Raw genomic sequence first — 13797 nt, forward strand, 5'->3', positions numbered from 1 at the left:
AGGCCGCTCGATTTCCCGAGCGGCCTTTCCTGTTTCACGGCGGCGACACATCCACATCGGGCGCAGGCGTTCCACCTTCGGTGGTGGAACTGAGGTTTTGGGGGGCGAGTTATATCCTCACGAAACTTACAGCATCCGGAGCGCAATCATGGAGCATCTCCGCTACCCCAACGAAAGCACCGAGTATCGTGCCGCGCGAAACGCGTTGCTGGATGAGGAGATTGCCCTCCGGGCTCAGATTGAGGCCGTTTCGGCCAAGCGTCGCGCGCTGCCGCTCGGCGGCGAGGTACCCCAAGATTACGTCTTCGAACGCATCGGCAAAACGAGCATGCCGGAACAGGTCAGGATGTCGGAGTTGTTCGGCCCGCATGACACGCTGATCCTGTACAGCTTCATGTATGGGCCGGAGCGCGAGCTGCCCTGCCCCGGCTGCACCCATTTGCTTGACGGGCTCGACGGCGCCGCACGGCATGTCGGGGAGCGCGCCGCGCTTCACATCGTTGCGAAATCACCGATCGCGCGCCTCGCCGCCTGGGCCCACGAACGCGGTTGGGAACATCTGTCGCTGCTGTCCACTGCCGGCAACAGCTTTGATGCGGACTACTTCGGCGACACCTCGAAATTCCCCAAGGGCATGCGCGCGCAGCACAACGTTCCCGAGGGGCAGAATTGGGATGAGACGATCTTCAATGTCTTCAGGAAAGCGAATGGCAAGATCAGGCACTTCTGGGGCTCGGAGATGAGCTTCGCGCCGTCCGCGCCAAAGCAGCATCATCGCGCCGGTGATCTGGTCGATCCGCTCTGGGGCCTGCTCGACATGACGCCTGAAGGCCGCGGCGACTTCTTCCCGAAGGTGCGTTACGACTGAGGCGCACAAACCGGCTGAAGAATTGCCATCAAAGAAAAAGGCCGCCCGGTTTCCCAGGCGGCCTTTCCTTTCTTACGGCGGCGCACATTCACATCGGGCGATTTCGGAACTTCCAGACCGGGGGCCTATCTCCCGATCGAGTCCTTGCTCGGCGGCCGCTGCATCTCGGGACAGTCGCGAACTGTTGCCCGAACCGAACGCGATGGTTTCCCATCTCCGTAAGATGGGACCATTGAGCCGCATCGCTCGCGCCGGCGCAACGACGGCGCAACCGCCATCCCCGCTGTTCCCGTTGTCCACAGCGGCGTGAGGCGGATGCTTATGCATCCACCCTTGATGATGAAGATTCGCGTCGGGGCGGACGACTAGCCGGGGGTCCAGGGCTGATAGTCGCCGGTCGCCTTCGGCCGGCGACCGCTGGCAAGCGTCGAACCCGAGGGCCGGTAGGCCTTGGCCGTGCCGGTGAGATTCGGCTGGTGCGGCTTCTCCCACTCGCGCGGCTGGTAGTTGGTCGCGGTCGGCGGGGTGTCGACGACGTGATGGATCCAGCCGTGCCAGGACGGCGGGATGCGGCTCGCCTCGGCATAGCCGTTATAGATCACCCAGCGCCGCTCGAAGCCCAGTGTCGGATCGATCGCCCCGCCGCGGGTGCGATAGTAGCGGTTGCCCTGCTCGTCCTCACCGACCAGCTCGCCGTACCGGCTGGTCCAGAGCTGGGTGCCAAAGGTCTGGCCATTCCACCAGGTGAAGAACTTCAGAAGGAATTGTTTCATGCGGCAAGGGCCCTGCTTCGTGGGGCCCTGATGCCATCCGGACGCCGAAATGTCCAGTTCGGCCGGCGGGGGCCGTCCCCTCGACAAATGCGGGGTGCTCCGGCCCGCCGGCCCCGCCGCAAATCGGTCGTGATCCGTTCATGCCGGGTACAGCGCCGAGGTGAGAGGCTCGCTGCACACACGCACACCAGCGTGATCCCTGGAACCAGCGCTGTTTCATCGGGTTGGCTTTTCCGGGAAAGGAGTTTGATCATGAACAGTCTGAAGGTTTTGAGTGCCGCTGCGGCAGTGGCGTTGATGCTTCCGTTGGCGAGCCCGAGCTTCGCCCAGGGCCGCCCGGCCGCGGGTGGTGGCGGAGGAGCCCATTTCGGCGGTGGTGGCGGTGCTCACTTCGGTGGTGGTGGTGGCCCCCGCATGGGCGGCGGCTTCGCCGCTGGTCCACGGGTCGCCGGCGGTGGCGCCGGTTTCGCGGCTGGCGCAGCCATGCGCCCGAGCGCCGGCGTCGCCATGCGTCCAGGCGCAGGAGCCACGTTTGGCGGCGGCCGTCCGGTCGCAGCTGCGGGCGGCAATTGGCACGGCGGCGGCGGCAATTGGAGCGGTAACCGCTGGCATCATCGTGGCGGCGGCTTCTGGCCGGGGTTCGCGGCCGGCGCCGCGATCGGCGGCCTAGGCTCCTACGCCTATTACGGCGGCGGCTATTACGATGACCCCTATTACTACGGCGACTCCTACTATGATGAGCCGTCAGTCGCGGTGGTGCCCGACACCGGCGGCGACTCCTCCGCTTATTGCGCGCAGCGCTACAAGTCTTACGACCCGGCCTCGGGCACGTATCTTGGCTATGATGGCCAGCGTCATCCCTGCCCGTAAGGCGACCTGAACAACGCGATGAGTGGGCGGTGCCGGTGAACGACCGGCGCCGCCCACGCTTTCCGAGCCGGTCGGACTCCGCGAGCTCATCCGGCGCCGAAGCCGTCACTGTCCGTGGTCCGTTTCCCCGATCCGCACGCTGCCGATTGCCGCGATCAAGCCGGCAAGCTCAGCCTGGCGGCCGGTGCCCGTCTTGGCGAAGACGCGACGCAGATGCGTCTTGATGGTGTTGGGCGACAGCTTCAGCGATTGCGCGGTCTCCAGGACCGTATTCCCTGACGAGGCCGCAAGGGCCACCCGCGCCTCGGCATGCGTCAGGCCATAGGCGTCCATGATCTGCCCGAGCGGAATCGATCGCCGGTTGGCGGGATCGACGACGAACAGCAGTACGGCGGCATCCTTCACACCGGCATCCGATAGCCGACCGAGATCCTTGCTCCGGATCGCGGAGACCAGAATGGTCAGCAGGCGGCCGTCGAGAGGGCGCGGCAGGCTCATGGTGCCGCCGGCCCCGCCCTGGAGCGCGGCGCGGATCAGCTCGCTCAGCCGCTGCGAATGTGCGGGCGAATGCGTCCCGACTGATTGATGCAGACGCAGCACGCCCTCCTCCGCCATGCGGCGGGCGGCACCGTTGGCAAACAGCACCCGCGCCCTGCGGTCGAGCACGGCGACGCCGTCGGCAAGCCGGTCGAGGACATTGAATGCAGCCTGCTGCATGGCGAGGTAGCCGTCGATCCGGAACCCGAGCGTCACCGACCGGCACAGATGCGGAGCCAGCCATTCCAGCAGCCGCTGCTCGTCGGGATCGAACGGCCCCAGCCGCGCGCTGCGACACATATTGAAGGCGGCACGAAAATCATCGCGCGCCGCAAGCGCCATCATTCCGTTGTGGCCGATCTCCTGCGGCCGCAGCACCTCGTCATAGAACGCGGACGACTGCAGCTCTCCCAGTGAGATGGCTTCGTCGGACAGCACCAGCCGGCCAACAGGCTGGTTCTCCATGTATTGCGACCACGGATTCTGCATATGCCGCTCCTGATAGGTGCGGTTGCATTCCTCGTTGAGGCGGCCGTTGAAATCGAAATAGACCCGCTCTGCGGTGAGGGACTGACCGAACAGGATGCCGCCCTCGCTGCGCGTCAGATCGGCGATCGCCGTGAGCACATGCGGCCAGAGCGCGTTTTCCGCCGCAGCGTCGTAAATGAGGTCGAGGATCTTCTCGATCTTGCCACTGGAGAAATTCAAAGTACCCCCCGCCCGAGGGCCGCCGGGTGCCAACAACTTGTTCGTGCAATCTAGGGAAGCAATATGATGATATGGCGACTCGCGGCAGGATGCCTCACCCAATGAGGTGAGAGACGCTCGACGCCGGTCAAATCTCCGTTTTGAGGCGGACATCGAAGTCGCTGCCTACTAATCAGGCGAAGAGCTGCTCCATGGGTACAAGCTCAACCAAGGTTGCTTGCGCCTCCGCTGCAAATCCTTATGGCGGGCGGATCATTCGCCAACATTGAACGCGGAGGTCGCGAAGGAAGGCCTCGGAGTGCGCCTCGAGGCGGACTTGAATGGAAGCTGCCGTTTGTACGCGGCATGACAGGTCCCGACACCTTGCCTCAAGCTTTCGTCGAACCTTGTCACAATTCGCGTCCCGAATTGCCTCCGGTCGACGGACGTCAGTGAAACGCCGATGCCCGGTGTCGACCCGATGGAACCCGCTGGACTGCCTATGCACCACGCCGTGCATATCTACATCGCTCCAATCCAAAATTGACCCGACCCACGATTCGCGGATATCACAAATACCGATGGGGACTTCGATTTGCTGGGAAGTGTCATGCCGCGTATCCTCGTGGTAGATGACGATCCGATGGTCGGCGCGACCATCGAGGTCCTCCTCCAACGTCAGGGCTTCGACGTCACGCTGGCCGACGGCGGCGAAACGGGACTGGCCGCGCTGGAAGCGCAGGCCTATGACGTGATGCTGGTCGACATCTTCATGCCGCATATGCGCGGCTTCGAGTCCATCCGCATCTTTCACGAGCGCGCGCCGTCCGTGCCGCTGATCGCGATGTCCGGCTACGCCTTCGCATCGTCCGCCTCGCCCTCGCCCGATTTCCTCCGCATGGCGCTGGAGCTCGGTGCGACGCGCTGCCTGCGCAAGCCGTTCACGCCCGACGCGCTGCTGACCACGATCCGGGAATGCCTCGGCGCGGCGGCCTTGCCGAAGGATCAGAAAGAAGCACCTTGATCCCAACGCAACGCGTCATTCTCGGTGCTGGACTCGCCATCCTCCTGATCATCACCGCCGCCTCGATCGCCCTCGACGTCAAGTCGCGGTCCGATACCATCTGGGTCAATCACACTGTCCAGGTCCTGAAGAAGATCTCGGATCTGCGCGTGCTGCTGCGCCGCGCCGAGAGCGCCGCGCGCGGCTACGAAATCTACCGCAACCAGGCCTTCAGCGATGAATTCGAGGCCGCCCACGCCCAGATCGCGCCGGCGCTCGCGAGCCTCAAGCGCGACGTGCGCGACAATCCCGACCAGGTCGCGCTGCTGGAGGGCACCGAGCCGCTGGCGCTGCGCCGGATGGAGGTCGCCGCCGCGGCGATGCGCCTGCGCGCCGCGAACGACGACGCCGGCATTGCCGCGCTCCAGGGCAAGGGTGAGGGCCGCGGCCTCATGGACACGGTGATGGGCAATCTCGACCAGCTGAGCACGGAAGAAGAAGGGCTGCTGACCGCGCGCTCCCAGGATTCGCGCCGCACCGGCATCGTGCTGCTCGGCATCGACGTCGCCGGTGCGCTGGTGATCCTGCTGCTCGTGCTGATGGTGATGCGCGAGAGCCACCGCGCCCAGAGCGCGCTCAAGAGCACGCTCGAGGAAGCCACCGCCGCCAACGAGCAGCTCGAGGCGGCGGTCGCCGAGCGCACCGAGCATCTGGTCACCGCGCATGACGAGCTGCGCCTGTCGGTCAACGTGCTCCAGAGCACCTTTCGCAGCATGGCGGAGGCGGTGCTGGTCATCGATACCGAGGGCAATGTCCTGTTGTCCAATCCGGCGGCCGAGCACATGCTGCTGCACCGGGCCGGCATGAACCTGCGCAATCTGCGCGCGCTGTCGGATGTGTTTCACGGCGACGGCATCACCCCGCTGCAGGCCGACGAGCTGCCGTCGAGGCGCGTGCTGCGCGGCGAGCATTTCGAGGCCATCGAGATGATCGTCCGCCCGCACAACGGCAGCCCACCGCGCCACCTCATGATCAGCGGCCGGCCGATGCTGGACGGGCAAGGCGACATTTCCGGCGCGGTGCTGGTCTATCACGACGCGACCACCACGCGCGACACCGAACGGCAGCTGCACCAGTCGCAGAAGCTGGACGCCATCGGCAAGCTGACCGGCGGCGTCGCGCACGACTTCAACAACATGCTGACCGTGATCTCCGGCAACACCGAAACGTTGGTGGCGAGCCTGAAGCAACAGCCGGAGCTCCAGCGCGTGGCGCGCCTGATCGACGATGCCGCCGAGCGCTGCGCCGAGCTGATCCAGCACCTGCTCGCCTTCGCGCGCAAGCAGCCGCTCCAGCCGCGCAACGTCGAGATCAACGCGGCGATCACCGACATCGCCAAGCTCTTGCGCCCCACCCTCGGCGAGCAGATCCAGATCGAGACCGTGCTGGAACAGGGACAGATGACGGCGCATATCGATCCGTCCCGGCTCACCAACGCCGTGCTCAACATGGCGATCAACGCCCGCGACGCCATGCCGAACGGCGGCAAATTGCTGCTGGAGACCCATCGCGTCGTGCTGGACGAGGCCTATGCGCAGGCCAATGCCGAGGTCGTGCCCGGCCCTTACGTGATGCTCGCGGTGAGCGACACCGGCACCGGCATGTCATCCGACATACAGCAGAAGGCATTCGAGCCGTTCTTCACCACCAAGGAGGTCGGCAAAGGCTCTGGCCTCGGCCTCTCCATGGTCTATGGCTTCGTCAAGCAGTCCGGCGGCCACATCAAGATCTACAGCGAGCCGGGCCACGGCACCACGATCAAGCTCTATCTGCCGCCGGGTGACGGCACGAGCGATGCGGCCGCCGCCGCGGTGCCGCAAGCCGAAGGCGGCGCCGAGACCATTTTCGTGGTCGAGGACGATCCGCTGGTGCGCAACTTCGTCACCGCGCAATTGCAGAGCCTCGGCTACAAGACCGTCGCCGCTGCGGACAGCAAGACCGCACTGGAATTGATCGAGGCCGGCCAGGCCTTCGACCTCCTTTTCACCGACGTCGTCATCCCCGGCGGCATCAGCGGGCGCGAGCTCGCCGAGAAGGTGGCAACGCTGCGCCCTGGCGTGAAAGTGCTCTACACCTCCGGCTACACCGACAACGCCATCGTCCACCACGGCAAGCTCGACGACGGCGTGCTGCTGCTGACAAAACCCTATCGGCGAAACACGCTCGCGGAGATGATCCGGAAGGCGCTGGGCGGCGGGATGACGGCGAGTTGATTTGTAGGATGGGTAGAGCGAAGCGAAACCCATCAATGAATGTAACGGCGACGATGATGGGTTTCGCTTCGCTCTACCCATCCTACATGCCACGGCGCCCTAGCGCGTCGCCAGCAGCACCGCGGCCAGCGTGAAGATCAACCCGGCGATCTGCCCTGCCCCGAGCGGCTCGTGCAGCGCGATCGCAGAGGCGACCACGCCGATGACCGGCACCGCCATCGTCCCGATCGCGGCGACCGACGCCGGCAATCGTGCGAGCGCGGCGAACCAGCTGACATAGGCGATGCAGAACTGCACCACGGTCGAATAGAGCAGCAGCCACCATCCGACCGGCGTCACCTTGTCCAGATGCGAGGTCTCGACCAGGAGGCCGATGACCGAGATCGGCAAGCAGCCGATCCCGATCTGCCAGGCCGCAGCCGTGATCGGCGGCAGATGGATCGGATACTTCTTCGAGAATACCGTGCCGACGGCAAAGCCGAACGCGCCGGCGAGCGCCATGACGATGCCGGGCAGCTTCTCCGCGCTCGCGGCGATGCCGTTGCCGCCCATGATCGAGGCAAGGCCGGCAAAGGCCATCACCAGCCCCAGCGTCCGCAGCACCGTCGGCCGCTCGCCCAGCACCGGCCAGGCGATGATCGAGGCCCACACCGGCATGGTGTAGGCGATCAGCGCCGCCTCGCTCGCCGGCAGCCAGAGCAGCGCGAGGCCCATCAGCACCATCCAGCCGGTGACGTTGAGCACGGCGGCGGTGAGCAGTCGCGGCCAGATCGCGGGCTCGACCTTCAGGCTCTGCCGGCGGATCAACGCCAGCGCCGCGAGCAGCAGCGCGCCCAGCACGCCGGTCACCCCGCGCAGGGTCAGCGGCGGCAGCTCGGCGAGGAGGAATTTCGTCACCGGCCAATTGAAGCCCCAGCCGATCGAGGTGATCGCGAGGAACATCAGGCCGGCCGGGGCGATACGCGGCCGCGTATCCCGGCGAGTCGAATCAAGCATGTAGGCAATCCGGCAAAATCGAGGTCAGCTTGGCCCGGATTCGCCCCCTCCACCACCACCTCGGCGGGCATGCCTGCCCTCACCTTCCGTAAGGATACGTGAGTCCCGCTGACGCAATCCCGGTCCCGAAAAATATACCTGCCCTGTGAACAGCGGGATGAAGGGTCCGTATCGTCACGGAAGACAAATTTTTTCGGTTGGGAATCCCTGAGGACTCACTGATACTTGGCTCAACAACAGGCGCGGGCTTGCCCCCTGTTATCCCCCGCAATCCACCATATTTAGTATTTGATTCAGGAACTCGCACTAGTTCTTGACGGGCGCAACGGAGAGTCCTAGCTTTCGGTCCGTTCGGCGCGAGTGAGTTTGCGTCCCGCCGGCACTCCCCCAAAGGGTCTCGCAAATCTTAGCTCCGCCAGCCGGCCAAAGGCTGCGGAATGAGGGCTTGTCTGCCCTCAAGAAGCGGACTTTTCGGGCGCCAGAACGGGCCGGCAAAAGGCTCGAATGGCATCGGTTGAAGAAGTGACGTTGTGGGGCGTTGAACGCATGTCGGGCTCATCCCGTTGGGGCGGATGGGCCTGGACATGCCGGCGGGATGATCGATGCACGCATCGAGCCATCGCGCCGGGAGAAACTGGGCCGGACTCCACCGGCTGAACTGCGAAGCCTTTGGGCCGGTGGCCCTGTGAGGAAGCGCGAGAGAGAAATGACGACCCGGCACGCTTCCAACGAGGGGCGGATCCGGTCAAAGATAAGGACGGGGCAAGACAATGCGGATTGAGCGGCGCCACACCACTTCGGGACAGTCACCTTACGCCGGGATCGAGTTCCGGCTGACCACGTCGGAGATTCGCAATCCCGACGGCTCGGTCGTGTTCAAGCTGGATAACGTCGAGATCCCGACCGAATGGTCGCAGGTCGCCTCCGACGTGCTGGCCCAGAAATATTTCCGGAAAGCGGGCGTCGCCGCGCGCCTGAAGAAGGTCGAGGAGGAGTCCGTCCCCTCCTTCCTGTGGCGCTCCGTACCCGACACTGAGGCCCTTAGCCAGCTGCCCGAGAAAGAGCGCTTCGTCAGCGAGCTCAGCGCCAAGCAGGTGTTCGACCGCCTCGCCGGCTGCTGGACCTATTGGGGCTGGAAGGGCGGCTACTTCACCTCGGACGAGGACGCTCAGGCCTTCTACGACGAGCTCCGCTACATGCTCGCCATGCAGATGGTCGCGCCGAACTCGCCGCAATGGTTCAACACCGGCCTGCATTGGGCCTATGGCATCGACGGCCCCGGCCAGGGCCACTATTACGTCGACCCCTTCACCGGCAAGCTGACCAAGTCCAAGTCGGCCTATGAGCACCCGCAGCCGCATGCCTGCTTCATCCAGGGCGTAGGTGACGACCTCGTCAACGAGGGCGGCATCATGGACCTCTGGGTCCGCGAAGCCCGCCTGTTCAAATACGGCTCCGGCACCGGCTCCAACTTCTCGCGTCTGCGCGGCGAGGGCGAAAAGCTCTCGGGTGGCGGCCGCTCGTCCGGCCTGATGAGCTTCCTCAAGATCGGCGACCGCGCGGCGGGCGCGATCAAGTCGGGCGGCACCACGCGCCGCGCCGCCAAGATGGTCGTCGTCGACGTCGATCACCCCGACATCGAGACCTATATCGACTGGAAGGTGAAGGAGGAGCAGAAGGTTGCTGCGCTGGTCACCGGCTCCAAGATCAACCAGAAGCACCTCAAGGCGGTGCTGAAGGCCTGCGTGAATTGCGAAGGCTCGGGCGACGACTGCTTCGACCCCGAGAAGAACCCGGCGCTGCGCCGCGAGATCAAGCTCGCACGCCGCAGCCTCGTGCCTGACAATTACATCAAGCGCGTCATCCAATTCGCCAAGCAAGGCTACAAGGACATCCAGTTCGACACCTACGACACCGACTGGGATAGCGAAGCCTACCTCACGGTCTCCGGCCAGAACTCCAACAATTCGGTCTCGCTGAAGGACGACTTCCTCCGCGCCGTGGAAACGGATGGCGACTGGAATCTCAATGCCCGCACCTCCAAGAAGGTGACGAAGACGCTGAAGGCGCGCGACCTCTGGGAAAAAATTGGCTACGCCGCCTGGGCGTCGGCCGACCCGGGCCTGCACTTCAACACCACGATGAACGACTGGCACACCTGCAAGGCGTCCGGCGACATCCGCGCGTCCAATCCGTGCTCGGAATACATGTTCCTGGACGACACGGCGTGCAACCTCGCCTCGGCGAACCTGCTCACCTTCTACAACACCACGACCAAGCAGTTCGACGTCGCCGGCTACGAGCACCTCTGCCAGCTCTGGACCATCGTGCTCGAAATCTCCGTCATGATGGCGCAGTTCCCCTCGCGCGCGATCGCCGAGCTCTCCTACGAGTTCCGCACGCTTGGCCTCGGCTACGCCAATATCGGCGGCCTCCTGATGACCATGGGTCTGTCTTATGACTCCAAGGAAGGCCGTGCGCTCTGCGGCGCGCTGACCGCTGTGATGACCGGCATCACCTACAAGACCTCGGCCGAGATCGCGGCCGAGCTCGGCACCTTCCCGGGCTACAAGAAGAACGCCGCGCACATGCTGCGCGTCATCCGCAACCACCGCCGCGCCGCCCATGGCGAAGCCTCCGGCTACGAGGCGCTCAGCGTCAACCCGGTGCCGCTCGACCACGCCTCGTGCCCGCAAGCCGACATCGTCACACGTGCGATGGCGGCCTGGGATGCGGCGCTCGAACTCGGCGAGAAGCACGGCTATCGCAACGCCCAGACCACGGTGATCGCGCCGACCGGCACGATCGGCCTCGTGATGGATTGCGACACCACCGGCATCGAGCCCGACTTCGCGCTGGTGAAGTTCAAGAAGCTGGCCGGCGGCGGCTACTTCAAGATCATCAACCGTGCGGTACCATCAGCGCTGCGCGCGCTCGGCTATCGCGAGAGCGAGATCGCGGAGATCGAAGCCTACGCCGTCGGCCACGGCTCGCTCTCCAACGCGCCCGGCATCAACGCCTCGACCCTCAAGGCCAAGGGCTTCACCGATGAAGCCATCGCCAAGGTCGAGAAGGCCCTGCCGACCGCCTTCGACATCAAGTTCGCCTTCAACAAGTGGACCTTTGGCGAGGACTTCATCCGCGACCAGCTCGGCATCGGCGCCGAGGCGATCGCGGCCCCCGGTTTCGACCTGCTCCAGGCCGTGGGCTTCACCAAGCGCGAGATCGAGGCGGCCAACGTGCACATCTGCGGCGCGATGACGGTCGAAGGTGCCCCGCACCTCAAGGCCGAGCACTATCCGGTGTTCGACTGCGCCAACCCCTGCGGCAAGATCGGCAAGCGCTACCTGTCGGTCGAGAGCCACATCCGCATGATGGCGGCGGCGCAGCCCTTCATCTCGGGTGCGATCTCCAAGACCATCAACATGCCGAACGACGCCACGGTGGAGGACTGCAAGTCCGCCTACATGCTGTCGTGGAAACTCGCTTTGAAAGCCAACGCGCTCTATCGCGACGGCTCGAAGCTGTCCCAGCCGCTCAACTCGCAGCTCATCAGCGACGATGAGGACGAGGACGATGCGGTCGAGACGCTCTACGAGAAGCCGATGGCCGCACGCGCGACCCAGGTCTCGGAGAAGATCGTCGAGAAGCTGGTCGAGCGCATCATCGTGATGCGCGAGCGCGAGAAGATGCCTGACCGACGCAAGGGTTACACCCAGAAGGCGGTCGTCGGCGGCCACAAGGTCTACCTGCGCACCGGCGAGTATGACGACGGCCGTCTCGGCGAGATCTTCATCGACATGCACAAGGAAGGCGCAGCGCTCCGCTCCTTCATCAACAATTTTGCGATCGCGGTCTCCCTCGGTCTGCAATACGGCGTGCCGCTCGACGAGTATGTCGACGCCTTCACCTTCACCCGCTTCGAGCCGGCGGGCCCCGTGCAGGGCAACGACAGCATCAAGTACGCGACCTCGATCCTCGACTACGTCTTCCGCGAGCTGGCGGTGAGCTACATGTCGCGCTTCGATCTCGCCCATGTCGATCCGACCGAGTCGAACTTCGACGCGCTCGGCAAGGGCGTCGAGGAAGGCAAGGAGCCAGACGAGACCCAGCACGCGACCAAGCTGGTCTCGCGCGGCCTCACCCGCTCGCGGACGGACAATTTGGTCGTGATGCGCGGCGGCAGCGCCGCGGTCGCCCAAGGCAACGACAGCGCGCCATCCGGCGGCAGCAAGGTCACCGCCCTCGCCGCGCACGGCGCAAGCGCCCGCGCCGGCGACGCCATCGAAGGCGCCGTCGCCCTGAAGCAGGAAGCCAGCCACGACCTCTCGCCAACCGAGAAGCTCGAGGCACTGCAGTGGAGCAAGGCCGGCAGCGCCGCGACGATCGCGGCTCCCAGCAAGGCCGAGCGCCGCGCGGAAGCCAAGGCCAAGGGCTACGAGGGCGAGATGTGCTCGGAATGCGGCAACTTCACGCTGGTGCGGAATGGCACCTGCATGAAGTGCGATACTTGCGGGTCCACGACGGGGTGTTCGTGAGCGTGACAAACTAGGATCACCACACAAACAACTGACATTTCGATGGGCGGAGGGTTAAATCCTCCGCCCACAATATTTTCGGTGTTAGCTTCAGGTCTGCCAACCAGATGCAGCCGGAAGAGCTGGCGGCGGAACCAATCGCCCACCATTGTTTTGAGATACGCTGACTCAGGTAGTGGGCGGCATTGACGAGTTGAGAGGCGAAAATGTTCCTGACGGGACTTGGCGCACTGCTCATCTTTGGCGGACTTCTGTACATGGCACGCGCCACGATTTGGCGGGGACCACTGAGCGGTCGGGATTCGCCTCGGAAGGTTCGCGACACGCTGGAACCGCCGCGCCGGGGCTTGGGATTCCTTGGAATCGGATCGAACTGGCCGGGGATTCTTCTGATGGCCAGCGGCGCAATACTGATTGCGTCAGGCGCCAGCTTCTAGGCTTGGCCCGATGGCCAACATGCAACTCGCAGAATGGGTGAAGCGGCCTGTCCGCCGTAGCTCGACGAGAAGGCGGAAACCCATCATGACACCACGACTGTTGACGAATTTTGCTGCGCTCTGGTTGAGCTTTGACTAGCCCTCGATCTGGTCGACGACGAGGTCGATGACGGATCGTTGTCAGCATGGACTCCCGTTTTTATCGGCTCGATCTCCCTGAGGTCCCAGCAAGCGTAGCCCGGATGTCGCTCACACTCCATCCGGGCCACTCGCTTCTCACCCCTCATCATTCGCCACCGCGTGTCGACGCGCCCGTCTCGCAGCTCGCCTCGCCGCTTTCCTCGCAACCCAGCGCGCGCGAAACTGCTTTGCGGCACGAAAGGTCCGCGGTGCGACGACCTGAAATGCCAACGAGGCGATTCCAGCGACCACCCCCTTGACCACGTCGAAAGCGAAATCGGGTCCAAAATACTCCCACACGACCCTGCCTCCTTCTCGCGAAGGCGCCGCCGGGCGGAATGGGTAGCTTGCGAACATGAAAAAGCCCCGTCCGTCACCGGCGGGGCCTCGGGAAAATCTCTGTACGCCCAGTTCAGCGCACGCGAAATCTCTCAGTACACCCGCTCATGGTGGACTCGATGAACCAGCTGCAAAGCATGGCGGTGCGATGAAAAACGCCCATAGCGATCACCCAGAAAATTCGAAATGCGAAGGTGCCAGATGCGCAATGCCAAACGCGCGCACGAGAGGCCGGTTGGCGGCAGATAAACAGACTGAACGGCCGCCGTCTGTGGCGTAATTCACATCTGCGATAT

The 13797-nt window shown here is 64.5% G+C and carries 8 protein-coding genes; 5 read left to right on the forward strand and 3 right to left on the reverse strand.

What is annotated here, in order from left to right:
* Positions 1 to 148 precede the first annotated feature (148 nt).
* Complete coding sequence (locus QA642_RS26520; protein WP_283079477.1) at positions 149 to 868, forward strand: DUF899 family protein; 720 nt, start codon at positions 149 to 151, stop codon at positions 866 to 868.
* Between the two features lie 365 nt (positions 869 to 1233).
* Here QA642_RS26520 and QA642_RS26525 read toward each other — a convergent pair whose 3' ends face one another.
* Positions 1234 to 1641, reverse strand: coding sequence for an NADH:ubiquinone oxidoreductase subunit NDUFA12 (locus QA642_RS26525; protein ID WP_027557785.1), 408 nt, complete (start codon positions 1639 to 1641; stop codon positions 1234 to 1236).
* Between the two features lie 252 nt (positions 1642 to 1893).
* Between QA642_RS26525 and QA642_RS26530 the strand changes: the two genes are divergently transcribed.
* Positions 1894 to 2511, forward strand: a complete 618-nt coding sequence (locus tag QA642_RS26530) for a BA14K family protein (protein ID WP_283079478.1) — start codon at positions 1894 to 1896, stop codon at positions 2509 to 2511.
* Positions 2512 to 2616: 105 nt separating this feature from the next.
* Here the strand turns inward: QA642_RS26530 and QA642_RS26535 are convergent, their stop codons facing one another.
* Entirely contained in the window at positions 2617 to 3756 is a 1140-nt protein-coding gene (locus QA642_RS26535; protein ID WP_283079479.1) for a LuxR C-terminal-related transcriptional regulator, read from the reverse strand.
* 589 nt (positions 3757 to 4345) lie between these two features.
* Between QA642_RS26535 and QA642_RS26540 the strand changes: the two genes are divergently transcribed.
* Together QA642_RS26540 and QA642_RS26545 are read left to right on the forward strand one after the other, a co-directional pair.
* Positions 4346 to 4759 carry a response regulator gene (locus QA642_RS26540; RefSeq protein ID WP_283079480.1) on the forward strand — a complete coding sequence of 138 codons (414 nt, stop codon included), beginning with the start codon at positions 4346 to 4348 and terminating at the stop codon, positions 4757 to 4759.
* Positions 4756 to 7011: a CHASE3 domain-containing protein gene (locus QA642_RS26545; RefSeq protein ID WP_283079481.1), complete on the forward strand. Its 2256-nt coding sequence runs from the start codon at positions 4756 to 4758 to the stop codon at positions 7009 to 7011. The genes QA642_RS26540 and QA642_RS26545 overlap by 4 nt, the downstream gene beginning before the upstream one ends.
* A 99-nt stretch (positions 7012 to 7110) precedes the next feature.
* Here QA642_RS26545 and QA642_RS26550 read toward each other — a convergent pair whose 3' ends face one another.
* On the reverse strand, positions 7111 to 8007 hold the full coding sequence (locus QA642_RS26550) for a DMT family transporter (RefSeq protein WP_283079482.1): 897 nt from the start codon (positions 8005 to 8007) through the stop codon (positions 7111 to 7113).
* A 770-nt stretch (positions 8008 to 8777) separates the two neighbouring features.
* On the opposite strand from QA642_RS26550, the gene QA642_RS26555 reads away from it, so the two are divergent.
* Complete coding sequence (locus QA642_RS26555; RefSeq protein WP_283079483.1) at positions 8778 to 12545, forward strand: vitamin B12-dependent ribonucleotide reductase; 3768 nt, start codon at positions 8778 to 8780, stop codon at positions 12543 to 12545.
* The last annotated feature ends 1252 nt before the right edge of the window (positions 12546 to 13797 follow it).

Source organism: Bradyrhizobium sp. CB2312 (genome assembly GCF_029714425.1).
Taxonomy (GTDB): Bacteria; Pseudomonadota; Alphaproteobacteria; order Rhizobiales; family Xanthobacteraceae; genus Bradyrhizobium.

Excerpts from the sequence above, each read along its gene's own strand:
- QA642_RS26520 (WP_283079477.1), top strand. The coding sequence starts at position 149 with ATGGAGCATCTCCGCTACCCCAACGAAAGCACCGAGTATCGTGCCGCG.
- QA642_RS26525 (WP_027557785.1), bottom strand. The coding sequence starts at position 1,641 with ATGAAACAATTCCTTCTGAAGTTCTTCACCTGGTGGAATGGCCAGACC.
- QA642_RS26530 (WP_283079478.1), top strand. The coding sequence starts at position 1,894 with ATGAACAGTCTGAAGGTTTTGAGTGCCGCTGCGGCAGTGGCGTTGATG.
- QA642_RS26540 (WP_283079480.1), top strand. The coding sequence starts at position 4,346 with ATGCCGCGTATCCTCGTGGTAGATGACGATCCGATGGTCGGCGCGACC.
- QA642_RS26550 (WP_283079482.1), bottom strand. The coding sequence starts at position 8,007 with ATGCTTGATTCGACTCGCCGGGATACGCGGCCGCGTATCGCCCCGGCC.
- QA642_RS26555 (WP_283079483.1), top strand. The coding sequence starts at position 8,778 with ATGCGGATTGAGCGGCGCCACACCACTTCGGGACAGTCACCTTACGCC.